At 40.4% G+C, this 24,140-nt stretch carries 27 protein-coding genes; all 27 read left to right on the top strand.

Translation table 11 applies throughout. The features are described from left to right. Window positions 1-6: 6 nt before the first annotated feature. Window positions 7-222: a flagellar FlbD family protein gene (locus ACQKFG_RS00510; protein ID WP_076367895.1), complete on the top strand. Its 216-nt coding sequence runs from the start codon at window positions 7-9 to the stop codon at window positions 220-222. Beyond that, window positions 219-647: a flagellar basal body-associated protein FliL gene (gene fliL, locus ACQKFG_RS00505; protein WP_427555448.1), complete on the top strand. Its 429-nt coding sequence runs from the start codon at window positions 219-221 to the stop codon at window positions 645-647. The genes ACQKFG_RS00510 and fliL overlap by 4 nt, the downstream gene beginning before the upstream one ends. Before the next feature lie 52 nt (window positions 648-699). Next, window positions 700-1,698: a flagellar motor switch protein FliM gene (gene fliM, locus ACQKFG_RS00500; RefSeq protein WP_192204032.1), complete on the top strand. Its 999-nt coding sequence runs from the start codon at window positions 700-702 to the stop codon at window positions 1,696-1,698. After that, on the top strand, window positions 1,688-2,905 hold the full coding sequence (gene fliY / locus ACQKFG_RS00495) for a flagellar motor switch phosphatase FliY (RefSeq protein ID WP_192204033.1): 1,218 nt from the start codon (window positions 1,688-1,690) through the stop codon (window positions 2,903-2,905). Before fliM ends, fliY begins: the two co-directional genes overlap by 11 nt. A gap of 17 nt (window positions 2,906-2,922) precedes the next feature. After that, window positions 2,923-3,285 carry a response regulator gene (locus ACQKFG_RS00490; RefSeq protein ID WP_063231856.1) on the top strand — a complete coding sequence of 121 codons (363 nt, stop codon included), beginning with the start codon at window positions 2,923-2,925 and terminating at the stop codon, window positions 3,283-3,285. A 15-nt stretch (window positions 3,286-3,300) separates the two neighbouring features. Beyond that, the gene (locus ACQKFG_RS00485; protein ID WP_427555445.1) at window positions 3,301-3,960 is read left to right on the top strand and encodes a flagellar biosynthetic protein FliO; all 660 of its coding nucleotides are present in this window, start codon (window positions 3,301-3,303) and stop codon (window positions 3,958-3,960) included. Continuing rightward, window positions 3,957-4,622, top strand: a complete 666-nt coding sequence (gene fliP, locus ACQKFG_RS00480) for a flagellar type III secretion system pore protein FliP (RefSeq protein ID WP_063231854.1) — start codon at window positions 3,957-3,959, stop codon at window positions 4,620-4,622. Before ACQKFG_RS00485 ends, fliP begins: the two co-directional genes overlap by 4 nt. A 14-nt stretch (window positions 4,623-4,636) precedes the next feature. Next, entirely contained in the window at window positions 4,637-4,906 is a 270-nt protein-coding gene (fliQ, locus tag ACQKFG_RS00475) for a flagellar biosynthesis protein FliQ (RefSeq protein ID WP_101224658.1), read from the top strand. A gap of 3 nt (window positions 4,907-4,909) precedes the next feature. Then, window positions 4,910-5,686, top strand: coding sequence for a flagellar biosynthetic protein FliR (gene fliR, locus ACQKFG_RS00470; protein ID WP_427555441.1), 777 nt, complete (start codon window positions 4,910-4,912; stop codon window positions 5,684-5,686). 1 nt (window position 5,687) lies between these two features. Next, window positions 5,688-6,770 (top strand): flagellar biosynthesis protein FlhB, encoded by a 1,083-nt coding sequence (gene flhB, locus ACQKFG_RS00465; protein WP_427555438.1) that lies wholly within the window; start codon window positions 5,688-5,690, stop codon window positions 6,768-6,770. Window positions 6,771-6,810: 40 nt separating this feature from the next. Continuing rightward, window positions 6,811-8,847: a flagellar biosynthesis protein FlhA gene (gene flhA, locus ACQKFG_RS00460; protein ID WP_427555435.1), complete on the top strand. Its 2,037-nt coding sequence runs from the start codon at window positions 6,811-6,813 to the stop codon at window positions 8,845-8,847. Continuing rightward, entirely contained in the window at window positions 8,844-10,001 is a 1,158-nt protein-coding gene (gene flhF, locus ACQKFG_RS00455; protein ID WP_427555432.1) for a flagellar biosynthesis protein FlhF, read from the top strand. The genes flhA and flhF overlap by 4 nt, the downstream gene beginning before the upstream one ends. Beyond that, window positions 9,985-10,851, top strand: a complete 867-nt coding sequence (locus ACQKFG_RS00450) for a MinD/ParA family protein (RefSeq protein ID WP_349729655.1) — start codon at window positions 9,985-9,987, stop codon at window positions 10,849-10,851. The genes flhF and ACQKFG_RS00450 overlap by 17 nt, the downstream gene beginning before the upstream one ends. Before the next feature lie 10 nt (window positions 10,852-10,861). Next, a complete protein-coding gene (locus ACQKFG_RS00445; RefSeq protein WP_427555429.1) occupies window positions 10,862-11,959 on the top strand; it encodes a protein-glutamate methylesterase/protein-glutamine glutaminase in 1,098 nt (365 codons plus the stop codon). A 21-nt stretch (window positions 11,960-11,980) separates the two neighbouring features. After that, window positions 11,981-14,023, top strand: a complete 2,043-nt coding sequence (locus ACQKFG_RS00440; protein ID WP_427555426.1) for a chemotaxis protein CheW — start codon at window positions 11,981-11,983, stop codon at window positions 14,021-14,023. A gap of 102 nt (window positions 14,024-14,125) precedes the next feature. Continuing rightward, entirely contained in the window at window positions 14,126-14,581 is a 456-nt protein-coding gene (locus tag ACQKFG_RS00435) for a chemotaxis protein CheW (RefSeq protein ID WP_192204042.1), read from the top strand. Window positions 14,582-14,585: 4 nt separating this feature from the next. Continuing rightward, entirely contained in the window at window positions 14,586-15,224 is a 639-nt protein-coding gene (locus tag ACQKFG_RS00430; protein WP_427555423.1) for a chemotaxis protein CheC, read from the top strand. Next, complete coding sequence (locus ACQKFG_RS00425) at window positions 15,217-15,720, top strand: chemotaxis protein CheD (RefSeq protein WP_192204044.1); 504 nt, start codon at window positions 15,217-15,219, stop codon at window positions 15,718-15,720. Before ACQKFG_RS00430 ends, ACQKFG_RS00425 begins: the two co-directional genes overlap by 8 nt. 125 nt (window positions 15,721-15,845) lie before the next feature. After that, entirely contained in the window at window positions 15,846-16,610 is a 765-nt protein-coding gene (locus ACQKFG_RS00420) for a FliA/WhiG family RNA polymerase sigma factor (protein ID WP_427555419.1), read from the top strand. Window positions 16,611-16,838: 228 nt separating this feature from the next. After that, window positions 16,839-17,471, top strand: coding sequence for a hypothetical protein (locus tag ACQKFG_RS00415; RefSeq protein ID WP_349729659.1), 633 nt, complete (start codon window positions 16,839-16,841; stop codon window positions 17,469-17,471). 153 nt (window positions 17,472-17,624) lie between these two features. Next, window positions 17,625-18,338 (top strand): 30S ribosomal protein S2, encoded by a 714-nt coding sequence (gene rpsB, locus ACQKFG_RS00410; RefSeq protein WP_053345349.1) that lies wholly within the window; start codon window positions 17,625-17,627, stop codon window positions 18,336-18,338. A 309-nt stretch (window positions 18,339-18,647) separates the two neighbouring features. Further along, the gene (gene tsf / locus ACQKFG_RS00405; protein WP_076366479.1) at window positions 18,648-19,532 is read left to right on the top strand and encodes a translation elongation factor Ts; all 885 of its coding nucleotides are present in this window, start codon (window positions 18,648-18,650) and stop codon (window positions 19,530-19,532) included. A 125-nt stretch (window positions 19,533-19,657) separates the two neighbouring features. Continuing rightward, complete coding sequence (pyrH, locus tag ACQKFG_RS00400; RefSeq protein ID WP_034313639.1) at window positions 19,658-20,380, top strand: UMP kinase; 723 nt, start codon at window positions 19,658-19,660, stop codon at window positions 20,378-20,380. 3 nt (window positions 20,381-20,383) lie between these two features. Then, the gene (frr, locus tag ACQKFG_RS00395) at window positions 20,384-20,941 is read left to right on the top strand and encodes a ribosome recycling factor (protein WP_034313637.1); all 558 of its coding nucleotides are present in this window, start codon (window positions 20,384-20,386) and stop codon (window positions 20,939-20,941) included. A 399-nt stretch (window positions 20,942-21,340) separates the two neighbouring features. Then, window positions 21,341-22,114 (top strand): isoprenyl transferase, encoded by a 774-nt coding sequence (locus ACQKFG_RS00390; RefSeq protein ID WP_192204048.1) that lies wholly within the window; start codon window positions 21,341-21,343, stop codon window positions 22,112-22,114. 25 nt (window positions 22,115-22,139) lie between these two features. Next, complete coding sequence (locus tag ACQKFG_RS00385) at window positions 22,140-22,937, top strand: phosphatidate cytidylyltransferase (RefSeq protein ID WP_387599947.1); 798 nt, start codon at window positions 22,140-22,142, stop codon at window positions 22,935-22,937. 42 nt (window positions 22,938-22,979) lie between these two features. Next, window positions 22,980-24,140: a 1-deoxy-D-xylulose-5-phosphate reductoisomerase gene (dxr, locus tag ACQKFG_RS00380; RefSeq protein ID WP_353871707.1), complete on the top strand. Its 1,161-nt coding sequence runs from the start codon at window positions 22,980-22,982 to the stop codon at window positions 24,138-24,140.

Raw genomic sequence — 24,140 nt, 5'->3', positions numbered from 1 at the left:
AATATCATTATCAAAGTCACAAGGCTCAATGGAAAATGCTTTCATATCAATGCATTGTACATAGACACAGTCGAGTCATTGCCAGATACGACCATTACTTTTACAAATGGTAAGAAAATCGTTGTGCTAGAGAAGGAAGAGGAACTGGTTGGAGCTATTATACAATTTTACCGTACCGTCAATATTCTCGGTTTTCGTAAGGATGTGGAGGAAAGTTCATGAAAAAAAATCTAATGACTATTATGTTGATTATACTCGTGGCTATAACGCTTGTAGGTGTCATAGCGGTCGTGGTTGTGACAAAGTTATCTGATCCCACATCTGCCGAAGGTAAACCTAGCATTGACGAAATTGTCAAATCATCAGTTGAGATTCCTGAAATCACTACGAATCTTGCCGGCAATGATTATATCAAAATCTCTTTTATGGTCCAAACAGAAAGCAAAAAAGCGAAAGAAGAGTTGGAAAAAAGAAATTTCCAAGTGAAAAATATAATTATAACCGAACTATCTGAAATGAAAGCGGAAGAGTTAACCGGTAAAAAAGGTAAGGAAAAGCTTCAAGAAACTTTGAGGACCAGAATGAATGAATTAATGGAAGAAGGAAAAGTTGAAAAGGTTTATATTACTTCCTCGATTCTGCAATAAGAACATCCTTGCTTCATTAAATAAGAAGGGGAAGCTTTGGAGGTGAGTGTTAATGTCCGGGGAAATATTATCGCAAAATGAAATAGATGCACTGTTATCGGCCATTTCCACAGGTGAAATGGATGCAGATGATTTAAAAAAAGAAGAAGTAGAAAAAAGAGTGAAAGTTTACGATTTTAAAAGGGCGCTTCGGTTTTCAAAGGACCAAATCCGCAGTTTGACTAGAATACACGAGAACTTTGCGAGGCTGCTGACCACATACTTTTCTGCTCAACTTAGAACATATGTCCAAATATCCGTTGCTTCGGCAGATCAAATACCATACGAAGAGTTTATCCGATCAGTTCCAAAAATGACCATCATGAATGTTTTTGAGGTACCGCCCTTGGATGGCCGAATCATTCTTGAGGTCAACCCGAATATCGCCTATTCCATGATGGATCGTGTTTTGGGCGGGCGGGGCATAAGCGTGAATAAGGTAGATAGTTTAACCGAAATAGAAACGAAAATCATGTCGAATTTATTCGAGAAGGCTTTTGAAAATTTACAGGAGGCTTGGGGAACGATTGTTGAAATCGAACCGGTAATGACAGAGTTCGAGGTGAATCCACAATTTCTGCAACTCGTTTCACCCAACGATACTGTTGTGGTCATTTCCTTGAATACACAAATTGGCGAAACGAGCGGAATGATTAATGTTTGCATCCCTCACGTCGTATTGGAACCGATCATACCAAAGTTATCCGCACATTATTGGATGGAAAATTCCCAAAAGGAAAAAATTCCAGAGGAAATCATGATTTTGGAAAAGCGTATCCGAAACGCAGATCTTCCCATTATTTCCGAACTTGGTTCTACGGATATCACCATTCAGGACTTTTTGCTGCTTGATGTTGGCGATGTCATCGATTTGAATAAGGCAATCGATGAACCTTTGACGATTACAATTGGGGGGATCCCAAAATTCAGTGGGCAGCCAGGAAAAGTAGGAAAAAAACATGCTATCCAGATTCTTGATATTTTGAAAGGGGGAGACGAAGATGGTAAGTGATGGAATGCTTTCACAAGACGAGATAGATGCCCTTTTAAAAGGTACAAGTGATATAGAGGATGAGGTGTTCCCTCTCTCGATTGACGATTATTTATCAATGATGGAACTCGACGCCCTCGGTGAAATTGGTAATATCTCCTTCGGAAGTTCGGCCACTGCCCTATCCACTTTATTGAATCAGAAAGTGGATATCACCACCCCGACGGTTTCTTTAATTGAAAGGGGACAGATTGCGGAAGAATTCCCGCATCCGTATGTAGCGATTCAAGTGCAATATACAGAAGGTTTTTCAGGTATAAATATGCTGGTCATCAAGCAAAGCGATGCTGCTATCATTGCAGATTTGATGCTTGGAGGAGATGGGGAGAATCCTTCTGACCTTCTTGGGGAAATTCAATTGAGTGCTGTTCAGGAAGCAATGAATCAAATGATGGGTTCTGCTGCGACATCCATGTCGACCATTTTCAGTAAAAAAGTGGATATTTCTCCACCTAGCATAGACTTACTTAATTTTTTAAACGGTGTAGGTGAAAATGCGATACCTGACGAGGATTTATTTGCAAAAATCTCGTTCCGCCTCCGTGTCGGCAACTTAATTGATTCCAGTATTATGCAATTGTTGCCATTAGAGTTTGCTAAAGGTTTAGTTTCTGAATTATTAAATGGGACGAGCGAAAGCCTGCCTACCGATATTAATACGCAACAAGTACTAAGTGATCCAGTACCAAACATTCCAAATCAGGAGCCTGCATCATTCCAGGACACCAGGTCAGATCGATCGGCAAATGAAATTTATGGACAAGGCGGTCACCAAACCCAACCTGCGAACCAAATGCCGAATGTTCCGCAACATTTTGGAGTTCCATCCGTACCAACAGGACAGCCGGTAAATGTTCAGCCTGCCAGTTTCACTAGTTTTCAGCCTTATCAGCTTCAGGAGTCTGAAACGAAAAACCTCAGCATGCTGATGGATATCCCTTTGCAAGTAACTGTGGAGCTTGGAAGAACGAAACGCTCCGTAAAGGATATTTTGGAGCTGTCATCCGGATCGATCATTGAATTGGATAAATTAGCAGGAGAGCCAGTGGATATTTTGGTAAACAGCCGCTTGATAGCGAAAGGTGAGGTAGTGGTGATTGATGAAAACTTTGGGGTACGTGTTACGGATATCATGAGTCAAAGTGAACGATTAAATAAAATAAGATAATTTGGGGGACGAGAATAATGGCTAATAGAATTTTAATTGTGGACGATGCAGCATTTATGAGAATGATGATAAAGGATATCCTTTCTAAAAATGGTTTTGAAATAGTCGGGGAAGCAGCAGATGGCGCCCAAGCTGTGGAAAAATATAAAGAAACCCATCCGGATCTTGTTACGATGGATATTACCATGCCTGAAATGGATGGGATTACAGCGTTAAAGGAAATTAAAAAGGTAAACCCTCAAGCCAAGGTCATTATGTGTTCTGCGATGGGGCAGCAAGCCATGGTCATTGATGCGATCCAGGCGGGTGCAAAAGACTTCATCGTGAAGCCATTCCAGGCCGACCGGGTATTGGAAGCCATAAATAAAGCATTAAGTTAAGAGGGTGTCTTCATATTGTTTTTAATAAAAAAATGGCTTCAGGTCTCACTGTTGATAGCAGTATTCTTCTCTGGGGCCATACAGGCCCATGCTGAAGACCTTGATAAAACAGTGAAGGATGTTTATGAGCAGCCAGATGATTTAAAGGTGGATAAAGATGAATCAATAGACTCGAAATCTACCGGACAGGCTTCTAATCCTGATAAAGTGGGGATAACCGTTTGGGAGTTTCTGAGGATGATATTTGCTACTATTTTTGTTGTGGCCCTTCTATATACCCTATTGAAATTCATCAATAAAAAAAATAAATCGTATCAAAAGGCAAATTCAGTGGAGAATTTAGGCGGTACGGGCCTTGGGGCAAATCGTTCAGTCCAGCTTGTTAAAGTAGGCGGGCGAATATTGGTGATCGGGGTTGGCGAAAACATTCAGCTCTTGAAAGAAATAGATGATCCCGAGGAATATGAACAGCTTTTGAAAGATCACAACGATAAGATCGATCAAATGATCCAGCCTGGGGAATTTGCGATAAAGTTGAAAAATAAGTGGTTGAAGAAAAGCGAATCCGGAACTGCCAGTATCTCTGCAGAGTTCAAAAATCAACTTGATCAAATGTCCGATAGCAGGAAAAGGCTGTTAAATGAGCTTGGTAGGAAAGGAAGAGACAATGAATGAATGAGTTCATGGAGTTTTTTAATAACAGTGATCCCACTAATGTCTCTACTTCCGTAAAACTTGTTCTCCTAATGACTGTCTTATCGCTGGCACCAAGCATATTAATCTTGATGACATGTTTTACAAGAATCATCATTGTCCTGAGCTTTGTGAGAACATCGCTAGCTACCCAGCAGATGCCGCCGAACCAGGTACTGGTCGGCCTGGCACTTTTCATGACATTCTTCATAATGGCACCGACTTTTCAGGAAGTGAATGAAAAGGCATTAACCCCGTTATTTAATGAAGAGATAGATTTAGAAGAGGCATATGTTCAGGCCTCGATACCATTTAAGGAATTCATGAGTGCCCATACAAGACAAAAGGATCTGGCGTTATTCTTGGAGTATGCCAAGGTGGATAAGCCGGAAACGATACAGGACATACCCTTGACTGCCTTTGTACCAGCTTTTGCTATCAGTGAAATCAAAACGGCTTTTCAAATAGGTTTTATGATTTTCATACCATTTCTGGTTATCGATATGGTCGTTGCCAGTGTCCTGATGTCAATGGGGATGATGATGTTGCCGCCAGTCATGATTTCCCTGCCATTTAAAATCCTCCTTTTCATTCTTGTTGACGGATGGTATTTAGTAGTGAAGTCTTTATTACAGAGTTTTTAAGCAGGTGAGAAAAAATGAGTGCAGATTTTGTTATTGATATAGCAGAAAAAGGAATTTATATGGTATTGATTATCGCTGGCCCATTGATGGTCATCGCTCTTATAGTAGGACTGCTAGTAAGCATCTTTCAGGCGACTACACAGATTCAGGAACAAACCTTGGCATTTGTTCCAAAAATCGTGGCAGTCTTATTGGGACTCATTTTATTGGCTCCATGGATGCTGAGCCACCTATTATCATACGCAAATGAAATATTCGGTAATCTGAATCGATTTGTAGGGTAGGACATGGGGGAACTATTTCCGCACTTTCCCGCCTTTTTATTAATTGTGGTACGGGTCACTACGTTTTTCGTGGCCATGCCGATTTTTTCTTACCGTTCAATACCGGTACAACATCGGGTAGGGCTTGGGATCTTCCTTGCCTGGATCATGTACTATACCATTGATGCCCCGGTTCTGGTATTGGATGTCACATTTTATTTATTGATCATAAAGGAAGCGCTGGTTGGGCTTTTCATCGGGTTTGCCGCTTATATGATTTTATCAGCCGTTCAAATCGCTGGAGGATTGATTGATTTTCAAATGGGTTTTTCAATTGCGAATGTCATCGATCCCCAAACGGGGGCGCAAAGCCCGCTGATGGGACAATACCTATATACAATCGCTTTATTATTCCTATTGAGTACGAACGGCCACCATTTGCTTTTGGATGGAATTTTTTATAGTTACCAGTTCATCCCGATTGACCAATTATTTGTACCATTCGGAGATCAAACACTGATAGAATATTTGGCCAAAGCTTTCAGCAAAGCTTTCATGATTGCTTTTCAAATGTCCATACCTGTAGTGGGAAGTATTTTCTTAGTGGATGTCACGTTAGGGATCCTTGCCAGGACGGTCCCTCAATTAAATGTGTTCGTTGTCGGGATCCCAGTGAAAATCATTGCCGGCTTAGCGGTTATCATACTGGTAATGGGGATGATGATGACAGTTGTAACACAGCTCTTCAATTTCTTGCTTTTGACCATGCGTCAACTAATGCAGTTGATTGGAGGCGTTTGATATGGAGAGGTTTCAGCTGGATTTACAGTTTTTCGCTGGAGAGAAGACCGAAAAGGCGACTCCCAAAAAACGTCAGGATTCGAAGAAAAAAGGTCAGGTGGCAAAGAGTCAGGATGTAAATACCTCTGTGAATTTAATTGCAGTGTTTTCTGTGCTATTGCTTATGGGACCATACATGTATAATCATCTGCTCGGTCTAATGAAAGAATATCTGCAACATTTTACCTTGACTGGATTCAGTGAGGAGAATATGCAAATTATCATGATTGAGGTTTTAAAGGAGATGGGCCTTATCCTGGGACCCGTTTTCGCAGCATCGATAGTGGCTGGGATACTGGCTAATGTCATGCAAATCGGTTTTTTGTTTTCGACTGAATCCATTCAGTTCAAACTGGATAAATTGGATCCCATTAAAGGATTCAAACGTATTTTTTCAATGAGGGCCATCGTTGAATTATTGAAATCCATTCTTAAAATATCATTTGTTGGCTTTGTTGCCTTTTATGTACTATGGCAGCGCATGGACGAGATTATGATTTTATCACAGATTTCTGTGGAAGAAGCGATGGCAACATTGGCGGATATTACGATTAAAGTAGGGTTTTATGCTGCCGTGGCTTTATTGTTCATTGCTCTATTAGACTATTTGTACCAAAAATATGACTTTGAAAAAAACATCCGGATGTCCAAACAGGATATTAAGGATGAGTATAAAAACTCCGAAGGGGACCCGCTCATCAAATCCAAGATAAAGCAAAAGCAAAGGCAGATGGCCGCACAAAGAATGATGCAGGAAATTCCCAATGCGGATGTCGTCATCACTAACCCGACGCATTTTGCTATTGCTTTAAAATATGATGAAGAAAAAGCTGAGGCTCCGTACGTAGTGGCAAAAGGCGTTGATTTTGTTGCTCAGAAAATTAAATTCATTGCTAAAGAAAACGATGTGGCCATGGTGGAAAATCGGCCTTTGGCCAGGTCATTATATGATCAAGCTGAATTAGGCCAGGCGATACCTGAAGAGTTCTTTAAGGCGGTCGCTGAAATACTGGCCTTTGTATATAAAACCAAAGGTAAACTGTAAAGAAGTAATAGGGTAACCCGCTAGTTAGGAGAGAAAAAACATGCGAGCAAGAGATTTAGTTGTTATATCAAGCGTCATCATGATCGTTACCATGTTGGTCATTCCATTGCCAACATGGTTGTTAAGTATTTTACTCCTTTTAAATATCTCTCTTGCGTTGCTGGTTCTATTGACTACGATGAATATGAAAGAACCTCTCGAATTTTCAATCTTTCCTTCCTTGCTCCTTTTACTGACATTGTTCAGGCTGGGGTTGAATGTTTCGACGACTCGTGCCATTTTGACCTATGGTGATGCTGGAGGAGTTGTAGAAACCTTTGGGTCGTTTGTAGTCGGCGGTAACGTGCTTGTAGGATTAGTTGTATTCATCATTTTGGTCATCATCAATTTCATCGTCATCACCAAAGGCTCCGAACGGGTCTCGGAGGTAGCGGCTAGGTTTACGCTGGATGCGATGCCAGGGAAACAGATGGCCATAGATGCAGATTTGAATGCTGGGATGATCTCCGAAAACGAAGCACGTGGCAGAAGGGAAAAAATCAGTAACGAAGCAGACTTTTATGGATCCATGGATGGAGCGAGTAAGTTTGTTAAAGGGGATGCCATAGCGGGCATCATCATTGTCATCATAAACTTGATTTTCGGTATGATTATTGGCGTCATGCAATTGGACATGAGCTTTGGAGAAGCAGCCGTCCATTTTTCCATGTTATCGGTTGGTGACGGTATCGTGAGTCAGGTACCTGCTTTATTGATTTCTACAGCTACGGGTATTGTCGTAACCCGGGCAGCCTCGAATGGAAACCTCGGAGCGGATATTGTTGAACAGTTATTCCAATTTCCCAAAATGCTTTACCTGACAGCTGCAACCATTTTCCTTTTAGGTTTATTCACTCCCATTTCCGACCTATTCACGATTCCGATCGCTGCTTTATTAGTCGTTGGAGGGTATACAATTTCAAGGATACCAAAGCAGGACGAAAGTGAAATACAAGAAATGGAAGAAGTATTGGAAACCGATGAAATGAAAAGTCCAGAAAGCGTTGTTAACCTTTTAAGTGTCGACCCGATCGAATTTGAGTTTGGATATGGATTGATTCCGCTTGCGGATGCCAATCAAGGGGGAGACCTGCTGGACAGGGTCGTCATGATCCGCAGGCAGCTTGCAATTGAATTGGGACTCGTGATCCCTGTCGTCAGAATACGTGACAACATTCAGTTGAATCCCAATGAATATCGGCTGAAGATTAAAGGAAGTGTCATGGCCAAGGGGGAATTGCTCCTAAATCATTTCTTGGCCATGAGTCCAGGGATGGAGGATGATTCAATAGAAGGAATCGATACGATAGAACCGTCGTTCGGTTTACCGGCCAAGTGGATCACGGATGATATGAAAGAACATGCCGAGATGTTGGGTTATACAGTTGTGGACCCGCCAAGTGTTGTATCCACTCACTTGACGGAAGTGATAAAAGCCAATGCGCATGAATTATTGGGCAGGCAGGAAACGAAACAATTGATCGATCATCTCCACGAATCGGCACCTATACTAGTAGAGGAAGTCACTCCGAACCCCTTGTCCATAGGAGATGTGCAAAAGGTATTGGGAAAATTATTGAAGGAAAAAGTTTCAATAAGGAACTTACCGATCATTTTCGAAACACTTGCTGATTATGGCAAGTTATCGACTGATACAGATTTGCTTACTGAATATGTAAGGCAGAATTTAGCCAGGCAAATAACGAATTCTTTTCTTTCGGATGAAAATAGAATTAAAGTCATAACATTATCAGGGAAAGTGGAAAAGACCATCGCGGATAGTGTACAGCAAACCGAACATGGTAATTTTTTATCATTGGATCCAACTATATCACAATCCATATTGGAGGCAATTGCAGCCAAATTGGAAGAGCTGACCCTAATGGATCACCAACCGATCTTACTCTGTTCTCCAGCAGTAAGGATGTATGCCCGGCAATTAACTGAACGATATTTTCCTAATGTACCGATTCTTTCATACAATGAACTCGAATCGAATGTAGAAGTACAAAGTGTAGGGGTGGTGAATTTCGATTGAAGGTAAAGAAATATTTGGCACCATCAATGAACGAGGCAATGAAGCGAATAAGGGAGGAACTAGGCAGTGATGCGGTAATCTTAAGTTCAAAGGCTGTATATACTGGTGGTTTCTTAGGATTATTCAAAAAGAGGAATATTGAAGTCATTGCAGCCATAGACCCCGTGCCACAGCCTGTCCAAACCGTAACCAGACAAAAATCGAAGAAGTTACCATCAAAGCTGGAAGTGGCAAGTCATGCCCATGAGCCTAATGAAGGCAATAGGGAAAGTGCTGACTTAGTAAAAGAGATCGAAGGTTTGAAAGATATGATAAAGAGTTTGCAAACCTATTCACTTGATAGAAAATATCCGGCGAAACTGCAGAAAATCCATGAATACCTAACTGAGCAGGAAGTGGATATATCACTTCGGTGCCAAATCATGGATGAACTGCTTGAAAAATGGTTCGTTTTTAAACAGCAATCCACTGATGAAGAGGTTCAAGTTTGGTTGGAAGAAGCCATGTTCGCGATTTTGGAAAAGGCCGAAAATGGAAAAAACGGGCTGCAAAAAAAGTATATTAATATTGTTGGTCCAACAGGTGTGGGAAAGACAACGACCCTGGCAAAAATAGCTGCGGAAACCATGTTGAAGCATGATAAAAAGGTGGCTTTCATTACGACGGATACGTACAGGATCGCTGCAATAGATCAACTTAAGACATATGCCAAGATTCTAAACGTTCCCATTGAAGTCGCTTATAACCTGGAAGACTTCAAAAGAGCGGCTGAACGCTTCTCCCATTACGATTATGTTTTTATTGATACGGCAGGAAGGAATTTCCGTAACCCGCAATATGTTAAGGATCTTAATGAAATCATCCATTTTACTGATGAGATGGAAACCTATTTAGTGTTGTCATTGACTTCTAAACAAAAGGATATGGAAGATATTTACCGACAGTTTGCTAGCATACCGATTAAACAGGTGATTTTTACAAAAGCGGACGAAACCTCCACTTTCGGACCGATTTTTAATTTTATACACACTCATAAATTGGGAGCGGCCTATATAACAGATGGACAGAATGTGCCAGACGATATTGAAATAGCTACATCATCACAGCTATTGAAAATGGCTATCGGGGCTAAAAAATATGAAAGATCAAGCTGAGAATTTACGAAAAAGATTGGAAGCCCGCCAAAATAAGACAATGGCCAAAACGATTGCCGTTTTAAGCGGTAAAGGTGGAGTGGGAAAATCAAACTTTACTTTGAATTTTTCCATTGCCTTATCCCAAAGAGGCAAAAAGGTACTGTTGTTCGACATGGATATCGGTATGGGGAATATTGATATTTTGATAGGTGAACACTCTCCCTGCAGTATTATTGATTTTTTTGAAAAAGATTGTAGTTTGAAGGATATCATCATGTCAGGACCGGGAAATATTTCAATCATTACAGGTGGGACAGGGTTGACGGATCTCTTTTCACTTGATGAAGATCAGTATACCCGTTTTAATGAAGAATTCAGTTTATTGCTGGCGAATTACGATTATATATTATTTGATATGGGAGCAGGCATCACTAAGGATTCCATGAAATTCCTGTTATGTGTGGATGAATTAGTCGTTATCACGACGCCTGAACCAACTTCTATCATGGATGCTTACTCCGCAATGAAATATATCCATTCAGTAAATAAAGAGATTCCATTGTTCCTAGTTTGCAATCGGGTTTTCACGAGTAAGGACGGCAAAGAAACGATTAAGCGGCTCCAAAATGCACTAGTGAAATTTTTGGGGCTGGAAACTGTAGCTCTAGGCTACTTGCCAGATGATAGAACCGTACCCAAATCTGTTACCAAACAAATGCCCTTTCTCCTTTTCGATTCTGAAGCCGATGTATCGAAAGCCATTTTGGACATTGCTTCAAGATATGCAAATCATTCATTTGGGGAAGAATTGACTTTGCAAAAAAGTCATTTCCTCCAAAATATGAAGAGATATTTTTTTGGAAAGTAGGTCTCCTTATATGGGTAAAGTAAAAGTGCTGATAGTGGACGATTCTGCGTTTATGAGAAAGTTAATTTCAGAGTTTTTAGCAGAAGATAGCAGGGTGGAAGTCATCGGGACTGCCAGGAATGGAAGAGATGCCATTGACAAAATAAAGGCTTTAAAACCCGATGTCGTGACTTTGGATGTGGAAATGCCGATAATGGACGGCTTGGAAGCATTAAACCGGATTATGAATGAATGTCCGACCGCTGTAGTCATGTTATCAAGCACCACGAAAAAAGGAACGGAAAATACATTTGCCGCCATGAACAGTGGAGCCTTTGACTTTGTGGCTAAGCCTTCGGGAGCCATTTCATTGGATTTACATAAAATCAAGAAAGAACTCCAAGAAAAAGTTATGGCTGCCAGCAGGGCAAATGTTCACAAACTAGAAAAACATGCGAAAAATATTGAAAGAAGCCCATCCGTTTGGGGAAAATATAGTAAAATAGATTCAATACAAATGACTAAAAGCGAAAAAAATATAAAAAAATGGTCCTATGGATATAAAAAGATAATCGTTATCGGCACATCAACAGGAGGCCCGAGAGCGCTGCAGACAGTCTTGACAGGACTCCCAGAAGAAATTGATGCACCCATACTCATTGTCCAGCATATGCCCCCCGGTTTCACAAAATCCTTGGCAACACGCCTGAATTCATTATGCAAGATTAAAGTGAAGGAAGCTGAAGAGGGAGAACTGATTCAAAAAGGTATCGGCTACATCGCACCTGGAGGTTTTCACTTGAAAGTGAAGAAGGTCGGGATGAGCTGGGCAATCCATTTGGATCAATCCGAAGTGCGTCATGGACATCGCCCGTCGGTTGATGTGCTATTTGAATCGGTAAGTGAAATGAATGATTCTGCGAAAATAGCCGTTATCATGACCGGGATGGGAAAGGACGGGGCGAGAGGGCTTACCAATCTCAAACAAAAGGGTCCATTAAAAGCGATAGCCGAATCACAGGAGACATCAATCGTTTTTGGTATGCCTAAAGCGGCAATCAATACCAAGTTAATAGATAGCGTAGAGGATGTAGAAGAAATAGCTAAAGCGATAATAAGCTATTGTTAACACGTGGAGGTGTGAGATTGTATGGATATGAATCAATATTTAGAGGTATTTATAGAGGAAAGTAAAGAACATCTTCAAACGTGCAGCGAACAGTTGCTGGTACTCGAAAAGAACCCGGAAGACCTCTCGATCGTAAACGAAATCTTTCGTTCCGCCCATACCTTAAAAGGGATGTCGGCAACTATGGGGTATGAGGATCTAGCCAACTTAACTCATAAAATGGAGAATGTGCTGGATGCGATTCGAAACAGCCAAATCGCCCTTTCGCCTGAATTGTTTGATGTGATATTTTTAGCGGTTGATCATTTAGAAGCAATGGTCATGTCCATTGCTGAAGGTGGAGATGGAAAAAGAAATGTGAAGGATGTTGTCCATCAGCTGGAAATGATTGAAAAAGGGGAGTCGCCCTTTTCTTCCACCAATGCAGAGATTGCAGCAGCTTCTGCCGTCCTGGAAAAGAAGGAAATGATTGCGGGAGAGTATGATGAATTTGAATGGACAGTACTTCAACAGTCAAAGGATCAGGGCTTTAACAACTTCGAAATTTCGATAGGGTTGCGTGAGGACTGTCTTTTAAAAGCTGCCCGTGTGTTTATGGTTTTCGAAGTGCTTGAAAAGTCAGGTGAAGTAATCAAGTCCCACCCACCCGTCGAACTTTTGGAAGAAGAGCAATTCGATCAGCAATTTACGGTCACGATGGTAACAACAGAATCGGGTGAAGAGATAAAGAAAAAAATCATGAAGGTTACCGAAGTGGATCAAGTTGTTGTAAATGCAATTGATCTAGAATGCGTGCGGCATGAAGCTAAATCTAAAGAGGATAATGTTACTGAAATTCTAAAACAAGAGTCAGATGATGCCTTGCTTCCAACTGATAACGATGATAAGAAAAAACAGACTCCCGTCAAGCCGGCATCAAGCAAGACCATTCGGGTGAACATTGAGCGGCTTGATATATTAATGAATTTATTCGAGGAACTAGTAATCGATAGAGGCAGACTTGATCAAATTTCCAGTGATTTGGATAATCAAGAATTGCATGAAACAGTAGAAAGAATGTCCCGTATAACAAGTGATTTACAAACAATCGTATTGAACATGCGGATGGTGCCCGTGGAAACTGTATTCAATCGTTTTCCTAAAATGGTTCGTCAATTGGCAAGGGATTTAAACAAGAAAGTCAATTTGGAAATCAACGGTGCCGAAACGGAACTTGATCGTACAGTCATTGATGAAATCGGTGATCCACTCGTCCATTTAATAAGAAACGCCATGGATCATGGAATTGAAACAACTGAAGAACGTTTGGCTAGAGGAAAGAATGAAGAAGGTAAAATCCTCTTAAAAGCATATCACAGCGGTAATCATGTTTTCATTGAAATCGAGGATGACGGCGCAGGCATCAATAAAGATCGAGTCTTGAACAAGGCCCTATCCAATGGGATATTAACTAAGGAAACAGCCGCCACCCTAACGGATAAGCAAATCTATGAATTGATATTCGCTTCTGGTTTTTCAACAGCGGAAACCATTTCAGATGTATCGGGACGGGGTGTGGGGCTCGATGTGGTTAAAAATACTATTGAGTCCCTCGGTGGATCTGTCACAATCGATTCCAAAGAGAATGAAGGATCCATCTTCCTTATTCAACTTCCGCTTACATTGTCCATTATTTCAGTCATGCTGGTTGAAATCCAAAACGAAAAATATGCCATACCGCTTTCTTCCATTATTGAAACAGCAATAATAAAAAAAGCAGATATCATGAATGCCCATAATCAACAAGTTATTGACTACAGGGGGAAGGTTCTACCGCTTCTGTTCTTGAAAGATATATTCGAAGTTCCTATCAGTCAGGAAGAAGAAGAGTCCCTCTCTGTGGTCATTGTAAGAAAAGGTGATAAATTAGCAGGATTAGTCGTTGATTCATTTATCGGGCAGCTGGAAATCGTTCTGAAGTCATTAGGTAATTATTTAACTAGTGCATTTGCAATTTCCGGGGCAACGATACTTGGTGATGGGCAAGTTGCTTTAATCATAGATTGCAACACATTGATTCATTGAATGATAGATAAATGGGGCAGGGTAATGGGGCGTTAGTTCGACCGTGCCGATGCGTATCAAGGCTTTACAATCATCATGTGTTTTTTAAAAGGAGGGGAATAGATGTCGGAGGATATGAAAGTAATTGTGTTTCAAATTATGGATAAAGAATATGCAATTCCAGTGGATAAGGTCAGTGGTATCGAAAAGCTTCTGCATATTACCAGAGTTCCAAAGACTGTAAAATTTGTTAAGGGAGTCATAAATTTAAGGGGTGTAATCACTCCAATTATTGATTTACGGGTTCGGTTTGGTTTCGAAGAGGTGGAATACGATGAGTCAACAAGGATTATCGTCGTCTTTCTAGATGATATGGAAGTGGGGCTAATAGTGGACTCTGCTAATGATGTTTTGGATATTCCCGTGGAAAGTATCGAACCTCAGCCTGAAATTGTGGGACATCTAGCTTCAGAATATATTAGCGGAGTGGCTAAAATTGAGAAACGACTGCTCGTCCTAATTAATTTGGAGAAGGCCTTAAGTCTAGAAGTGACTGAAAATATGTTAAGAGAAGGATAATCATATGTCATTCATTGAGAAAATTAACCCTCTTCAACTCGATATTTTGAAGGAAATCGGTAATATAGGTGCAGGGAACGCAGCAACCGCGCTTTCTGCCATCCTTAATAGGAAAATTGCTATGAATGTTCCTAATGTCCGAATCGTTTCCTTTGATGAAATGATGGAAATGGCTGGCGGGGCAGATCACGTCGTTGCCAGCGTTTTCCTTAGAATGGAAGGTGATGCTTCAGGGAGTATGTTTTTTATCCTTGCGCTACCCGTAGCTGAATACTTGATTCGTAAGATGACTGGTGATGTGACCTTTTTAATAGATTCAGCACCCTATAATGAATTGGCACTCTCTTGCCTTCAGGAGTTAGGGAATATATTAGCGGGATCCTATCTCTCTTCCCTTTCTGATTTCACCCGATTGAATATCCATCCATCCGTTCCTTCCTTGAGCATCGATATGGTAGGGGCAACGATCAGTTATGGATTATTGGAATTATCTCAAGTAAGTGACGCAGCCATCGTCATTGATACAGTACTTGAAAAAGACCAACTTTTTGATGACTCCATTAATGGTCATTTCTTTCTATTACCTGATCCCGAATTTCTTGATATCATTTTTTCTGCTTTAGGAGTGTCACCTAATGACTGAATTGTTAAAGGACCAGGTTGTTAAGGTTGGAATAGCGGATATGAATATAATAAAGCCTCCCGATACGATTCGTACTTCCGGGTTGGGGTCGTGTGTTGGAGTCGTGATTTATGATGAAAAAAAAGAAATTGCAGGTTTGGCCCATATCATGCTGCCTGACTCTTCACTCGCTAAATCGGGACAGATCAACATTGCCAAATTTGCAGATACGGCCATTAAGGAATTAGTGCAGATCTTAGTAAAAGAAGGCGCAAGAATGCCTTTCCTAAAAGCGAAGTTGGCTGGCGGAGCGCAAATGTTTCAATTTGCCTCAGGAGGGGATTTAATGAGGATAGGACCCCGGAATGTGGAAGCTGTCCGGAAAGAGTTATCTGACTTGCGGATTAGAGTCGTTGCCGAAGATGTTGGCGGGAATAGCGGAAGAACGATCGAATTCAATTTAAAGGATTGTTTGCTAAAAATTCGGACCGTTACTAAAGGGACTAAAAACATATAGGATCGGAATTGGCTTTTAAAAAGTCAAAAATATGACAGGTACACTTGCTACTGAACCATTAATCATTTATGGCTTTAAGGGCCGTTTTGATCACAAATCATATAACAATGTTAGGAGGATGTCCAATGTCTCATCTGACCATCGAAGAAGAGCAGTTATGTTGGAAAAATTGGGTGGATTGCAGAGATCCGCTGGCCGGGGACATTTTGGTAAAGAAATACATACCTCTCGTATCGTATCATGTTCAACGTATTTCGGTAAGTCTTCCTAAAAATGTGAGCCGGGATGATATAAGAAGTTTAGGGATGATGGGGTTATTCGATGCCCTGGAGCGCTTTGATACGAAGCGTGACCTGAAGTTTGACACATATGCATCTTTTAGAATCCGTGGTGCTATTTTAGATGGATTAAGGAAAGAGGATTGGCTTCCACGGAGTGCAAGAGATAAAGCCAAGAAAATTGAATCTGCAATAGAAAGGCTGGAGCAGCAATACTTGAGGAACCTTTCGCCAAATGAGATTGCCGCTGAATTGAAAATCCCGGAAGATGAAGTATATGCTGCATTAAATGAGAATTTCTTTGCCAATGTACTATCAATTGATGAAAATCCCCAAGAGGACGATAAAGAAAGCGCGAATTTTCATATTAAAGATGAAAAGGCGGATTTACCTGAGGAACATGTGTTAAAGGAAGAACTGTATGTCGAATTAGCCAAAGTCATAGAAACGCTTAATGAAAAAGAACAGTTGGTTTTACAGCTTTTTTATAAGGAAGAACTAACATTAACCGAAATCGGACAAGTGATGGGCTTATCTACTTCCCGGATATCCCAAATTCACTCGAAAGCGATATATAAATTAAGAAACACGATGCAAGATCAAAAGATTTAATCATGATTTTTTTGAAGAGGGCTTTGGAGAACGAAGAAAGCCCCTATATGTCAAATTGAAAAAATTCTTACGGGTACCCGGATCAATAAATGTCGAAATCACAGAATGTTCGAACTGTACTTTTTCATGAAAGCATAGAGAAAGTAATCAAGGAAAAACAACAGTGAAAAAAGATCCTCATCCGTATTAAGGTAACAGGATTGACTATTCCGGTTAATAGGAGGCAACATGTCAGCGGTTTTTATATTTCTGTTGTTTGTATTAAACATATTCACCATCTTTGCCATCATCGTTTTATATCTTCGCCAAAATCGTTTAAGTAAGTTGGAAAAAGACCAAAAAGCCATCATTGGGGAAATGGAACAACTTTTGTCAGGTTATTTAATGGAGATGAAAGAGGACAACGAGACATTGGTAAAGGCATTCACCAATTCGGTGGCTATGAATCACGATCTTGGACACAAAGAAAAAGAATATGGTTCAAACAAGGAAACAAAGGAAGATAAAGATGAAAAACAAGAACAAAACAGTAAGTATGAAGAGGGAAATCGTGCCGCAGCTAAAATGAAGGCGATTAACGCTTATAAAATAGTGCCTGAAGAAAATGAGGCCAATGCTCTACCCGTTAAAGTCGAGGACAAATTGGAGCTTTCATCGGCAGCGACTTCCCCTCAAAGCGAGGGGAAGTCGGCTGGCATGGAATTTTCGGACATGCTGCAGGCTTCGTTAAATGAATGGTCATTGGATGAAAAAGTGGATATGTTAGCGGATCAAGGGAATTCAGTAGAGGAAATCGCCAAAAAGTTAGGTCGCGGTCAAACGGAGATAGAGCTATTACTAAAGTTTCGTGAGAATAGATAAGTTATCTCTTGATTGTACAGAGTCATTATGATATATTATGAAATGGTGTTATTACACACGCCCCGTGATTCTTGCAGATGGTGCTGTTACGACAGTTTCTGTATGAAAATGATCGGTGCGGAGGAAAAACAAAACCATTTAGGAGGAACTAAAATGTCAGTCATTTCTATGAAACAATTGCTTGAAGCTGGTGTGCATTTCGGACACCAAACACGTCGCTGGAACCCGAAAATGAAGAAATATATCTTCACTGAGCGTAACGGCATCTACATCATCGACCTTCAAAAAACAGTTAAAAAGGTTGAAGAAGCTTATAACTTCGTGAAAGAACTAGCTGCTAACGGTGGTACTGTTCTTTTCGTCGGAACTAAAAAGCAAGCTCAAGAATCTGTTAAAGAAGAAGCTATCCGTTCTGGTATGTACTATGTAAACCAACGTTGGTTAGGTGGAACTTTAACAAACTTTGAAACAATCCAAAAACGTATCACTCGTCTTAAAGATATCGAAAAAATGGAAGAAAACGGAACTTTCGAAGTCCTTCCTAAAAAAGAAGTTATCCAACTTAAAAAAGAATGGGATCGCTTAGAAAAATTCTTAGGCGGTATTAAAGATATGAAGACTCTTCCAGATGCGATCTTCGTTATCGACCCTCGCAAAGAGCGTATTGCTGTTGCGGAAGCACACAAATTACACATTCCACTTGTTGGTATCGTTGATACAAACTGTGATCCGGATGAAATCGATGTAGTTATTCCTGCGAATGACGATGCAATTCGTGCTGTTAAATTATTAACAGGTAAAATGGCAGATGCTATCTTAGAAGCTAAACAAGGCGAAGAAACAGCAACTGAAACAACTACTGCTTAATAAGTAAAAAAGGTTGCTTATTCAGTAAGAAAAAAGGTGATAAGAGGATAATGCCTTTTATCCCTTTTTTTTGCACTAAATGAACTTACATAAAATCACTGTACGGAATGTCTTTATAAAAAGGTATGGGCGATTTTTGGGGGATGAAAATCATCAACTAGTTTAGCTCCGTCAAATTGACTGAAAAAGTTGATGTTTTTTCAGGAGAATTGTCAAGGCTCGTTATTTTCTTTGATGATAACAAGTATTTTTTGGCAATAATGGGTAAAGATTGAATAAACTGCATTTAATTTGAGGAGGATATATATTATGGCAATCACTGCACAATTAGTTAAAGAATTGCGTGAAAAAACTGGTGCCGGCATGATGGACTGTAAAAAGGCACTTGTACAAACAGAAGGCGATATGGAAAAGGCAATCGATTTCCTACGTGAAAAAGGGATTGCAAAAGCAGCTAATAAAGGCGACCGTATTGCTGCTGAAGGTCTAACTTCAATCGTTGTGGAAGGAAACCAAGCGGTTATTCTTGAAGTGAACTCAGAAACTGATTTCGTTGCTAAAAACGAAGGCTTCCAAATTCTTGTTAAAGAATTGGCTTCATTCCTTCTTGCTAACAAACCTGAAAGCGTTGAAGCAGCTCTTGAGCAAACAATGGAAAATGGAGCAAAAGTTGCAGATCATATCAATGCTGCTGTTGCAAAAATCGGGGAAAAATTAACTCTTCGCCGTTTCCAAGTCGTTTCTAAAACAGATAACGACGCATTTGGTGCATACCTTCACATGGGTGGACGCATCAGCGTATTATCAGTTCTTGAAGGTACAACTGATGAAGAGGCAGCTAAAGGCGTTTCAATGCATATCGCTGCAATTAACCCTAAATATATCTCTCGTGACCAAGTTGATGCCAGCGAACTAGAACGCGAACGCGAAGTTCTTACTCAGCAAGCACTTAATGAAGGAAAACCTGAAAAAATCGTTGCAAAAATGGTTGAAGGACGTATCAATAAATTCTACGAAGAAATCTGTGTTAACGAACAAGCTTTCGTTAAGAACCCTGATCAAAAAGTGGGACAATTCGTTGAATCTAAAGGTGGAAAAATCCAATCATTCGTTCGTTATGAAGTAGGGGAAGGTCTTGAAAAACGTCAAGAAAACTTTGCTGAAGAAGTAATGAATCAAGTTAAAAAAGACTAATTGTTTGATAATTAATAATAGGGAACACTCTTGTGTTCCCTATTTTTTGAAATGTCATGAATTTTTGGTAGTATTGCAAGAAAACATGATGAACGAATGAAAAGATTACATAGTTGGAGGTTCTCATGAGTAACGCTAAATATAAACGTGTCGTTCTAAAACTAAGTGGCGAAGCATTAGCCGGTGAAGAAGGATTTGGAATTAACCCTGCAGTAATTAAATCCATTGCTGAACAAGTCAAGGAAGTGGCTGAGCTTGATGTGGAAGTGGCTGTTGTTGTCGGCGGCGGAAACATTTGGCGCGGAAAAATAGGCAGTGAAATGGGCATGGATCGTGCTAATGCCGATTATATGGGTATGCTGGCTACAGTCATGAACTCATTGGCATTACAAGACAGCCTTGATCAGCTTGGAATTGAAACGCGCGTGCAAACTTCCATTGAGATGAGACAAGTCGCAGAACCATACATTAGACGCCGTGCAATCAGGCACCTGGAGAAAAAGAGAGTGGTGATTTTTGCAGCTGGTACAGGTAATCCATACTTCTCAACGGATACCACTGCCGCCCTGCGTGCTGCTGAAATTGAAGCTGATGTCATCTTGATGGCGAAGAATAATGTGGATGGCGTATACAATGCAGATCCGGTTAAGGACAAAAATGCAGTGAAGTATGATAAACTTTCCTATCTTGATGTGATTAAAGAAGGGTTAGAAGTAATGGATTCAACTGCGTCCTCGCTATGCATGGACAATGATATTCCATTGATCGTCTTCTCGATCATGGAAAAAGGTAATATTAAACGGGCCGTTTTAGGCGAAACGCTTGGAACTATCGTAAGGGGGAAATAAAAGATGCCGAAACAAGTTATTTCGAATGCGAAAACGAAAATGGAAAAAGCCATTGGAGCGTACACACGTGAATTAGCAAGCATCCGTGCCGGAAGGGCAAATGCCTCATTGCTTGATAGAATCTCGATTGATTATTATGGTTCGCCGACACCAGTCAATCAAGTGGCTGGCATTTCTGTCCCGGAAGCTAGATTATTAGTCATTCAACCATATGATAAAACGGTATTGGGTGAAATCGAAAAGGCGATTTTGAAATCAGACTTAGGCTTAAATCCTTCCAATGATGGATCGATCATCAGGATAGCCATTCCGGCGTTAACTGAAGAGCGTAGAAAAGAGCTTGTGAAAGTTGTGAAAAAAGAAGCGGAAGAAGCGAAAATAGCTGTCCGTAATGTGCGTCGAGATGCAAATGATGATTTGAAAAAGCTTGAAAAAAGCGGTGAAATCACTGAAGATGATTTACGTGGCTATGCTGATGACATCCAAAAGATGACAGATGGCAATATCACGAAAATCGATGAAATTACAAAAGATAAAGAAAAAGAAATTTTGGAAGTATAATTTTCGCTGAAGAATTGATTAAATAAAGAGGGCCGAATCCATACCGGGTCATGTCTTGGTTCTAACATATAGGTGTGCTTAAAGGAGAAAACTGTTATAATAAGGTTTCTCCGATTATGATTACTCCTTAGTTAGTATGTTGCATGCAAACGTTGGAGGTGGTCCTTTTTTTGCATTTTTCATGGTATTCATAAACCGGTTTTAGAAAAAAAGAAGTAATGATTTCTCCCTTTCTAGCTTCTAATGAAGAAATAATTTTCATAATAATAATATGAGAACCAGTTTTTTTTTGATATTATAATATAGATTCTTTTTAAGCGGCAGAAAGCTTGATATACATAGTGCACGACAACTTTGCCTTTGTAGAGAGATAAGTACAACCTGATGGGGGACTAACATATGTATTCACTTTGGAAGCGTTTCGTTAAAAAAGATGCTTCTTCCGATGTAACAAATAGGATTCAGCATATTAAACAGTTTGATGTTCCTCAGCATATAGCCATCATTATGGATGGAAACGGCCGTTGGGCCAAAAAGCGTGCATTGCCACGTGTGGCGGGTCATCATGAAGGAATGAAAACCGTTCGTAGGATTACGAAAGTTGCCAATAAATTAGGGGTCAAAACTTTGACAGTCTATGCGTTTTCAACTGAAAATTGGAAACGTCCGAAAAGTGAAGTAGACTTTTTGATGAAGCTTCCACAGGAATTTCTTGGGACATTTTTACCCGAGCTCATTTCCGAAAATGTAAGAGTTGAAATGATAGGGGACTTGTCTCTCATTCCGTCACATACTCAAAGTGCCGTAAAACGGGCAATGGAAGACACGAAAGGCAATGATGGGATGATTCTGAATTTTGCCCTGAATTATGGAAGCCGCGGGGAGATTGTATCTGCAGTGAATAGCATCTTGAATGATGCTAAGAATGGTATAATAAAGGAAACTGTAACTGAGGAAATGTTATCCAGTTATCTGATGACCAAACATTTGTCGGATCCTGATTTACTGATCCGTACAAGCGGTGAAATCCGTTTAAGCAATTTCATGCTTTGGCAGTCAGCTTATACTGAAATGTGGTTTACTGAAGTGCTATGGCCGGATTTTAGTGAAGAGCATTTATTGCAGGCAGTTGAGGAGTATCAAAAGCGTTCACGAAGATTCGGTGGCGTTTAATGTAGAAGGCGAGGAAAATGGAATAATGAAACAACGAATTATTACGGCGGTCGTAGTTGCCGCTATCTTCATTCCACTAGTCATTTTAGGGGGCACTCCCTTTTTACTGACGGTTTATCTGTTAGGGTCAATTGGTTTGTATGAACTGATGAAAATGAAAAAGTTACGTGTATTGTCTTTTGAATCATTTCTTGCACACATATTATTGTGGGTGCTTTTATTGCCTAATGAGCATACCGCTTTTTTAGCGGAAATAAATTACGATAAAGTTCAAGTCTTCTTAATCGGGGTTTTGCTGCTGTTACTTTATACAGTCGTTTCAAAAAACCGTTTCACTTTTGATGACGCAGGCTTTCTCGTGATTTCAATCCTATACTTGGGGATAGGTTTCTACTACCTATTTGAAACACGGGACTCTTTGGGGTTGGGGCTGATCTATATCCTGCTTACCCTATTTACGATCTGGGCAACCGATTCCGGAGCCTATTTCATTGGTAAATCACTTGGTAAAAGAAAGCTATGGCCAGAAATAAGTCCAAACAAGACGGTGGAGGGATTTATCGGCGGGCTATTTTCCGCAATGGTAGTGGGTGTTCTATTTTACGTCTTCTCCAACCTTGACTACACGTTATTACAATTATTATTGATTTCATTAATCATTGGGGTATTCGGGCAATTGGGTGATCTTGTCCAATCCGCGTATAAACGTCACTATGGCGTTAAAGATTCAGGGAAGCTTCTCCCGGGACATGGGGGAATTTTGGACAGGCTTGATAGCGTGATATTCATTTTACCGATTTTGCATTTATTGCATGTTTTATAATATATATATAGGCAAGCGTTATTGAATTAGGAGATGAACAATTTGAAAAATATCAGCCTTTTGGGCGCGACAGGATCGATTGGTCAACAAACAGCGGATGTAGTAAGGTCCCATCCAGATCAATTCAAGATTGTGGCGCTTTCTGCTGGAAAGAATATAGAATTGGTCAGGACTTATATAAAAGAATTTGAACCGAAACTGGTTTCAGTCCAAACGGAAGAAGATTATCATGTTTTGAAAAGTGAATTCTCCAGCCGCAAAGATATCGAGTTCATGTATGGAGATGAGGGATTGACTGCTGTTGCCGTTTATGGTCAAGCGACGATATTGGTCAATGCCGTCATCGGAAGCGTGGGTCTTCATCCGACACTTCAAGCAATAAAGGCTAAAAAAGATATAGCCATCGCCAACAAGGAGACTTTGGTGACTGCAGGTCATTTAGTCATAAGTGAAGCAAAAAAAGCGGGGGTCAGATTACTGCCGGTTGACAGTGAGCATTCAGCTATTTTTCAGGCATTGCAAGGTGAAAAGGAAAAAAATATAGAACGTCTTGTCATTACTGCTTCAGGAGGCAGTTTTCGAGATCGGACCAGGGAAGAATTGAAGGGTGTAACGGTGGAAGAGGCACTGAACCATCCGAACTGGTCAATGGGAGCTAAAATCACCATAGATTCGGCATCAATGATGAATAAGGGATTGGAAGTAATTGAGGCCCACTGGCTATTCGATCTTCCCTACGATAAAATTGATGTATTGCTTCATAAGGAGAGCATCATCCATTCCATGGTTGAGTTTCATGACTCCAGCGTGATGGCACAACTGGGGACACCGGATATGAGGGTTCCGATACAATATGCACTTACTTATCCAGACCGTATTCCGCTAACAGGTCGCAAACGGCTTAATCTTGCTGAAGCAGGCAAACTGCACTTCAGCGATATGGATTTCACCAGATATCCTTGTTTGCAATTCGCATATAAAGCGGGTAAAATGGGCGGAACGATGACTACTGTGTTGAATGCCGCCAATGAAGCTGCAGTCTCTGCGTTCTTATCTGGAAAGGTAACCTTCCTTGATATAGAAACATTGATTGAAAAGGCGCTTAATCAGCATTCCGTCATAGCCCTTCCAGATTTAGAAACGATTCAGGAAGTCGATAATATGACAAGGCAGTATATAGAATCTTTAGTGAAAGATAGGTGA

Origin of the sequence: Peribacillus sp. NPDC076916, assembly GCF_050269675.1 — a bacterium.
GTDB classification, from domain to species: Bacteria; Bacillota; Bacilli; order Bacillales; family DSM-1321; genus Peribacillus; species Peribacillus aracenensis.
Note: the sequence above shows the minus strand (reverse complement) of the source record. Positions and strands in the feature narration are given on the sequence as shown.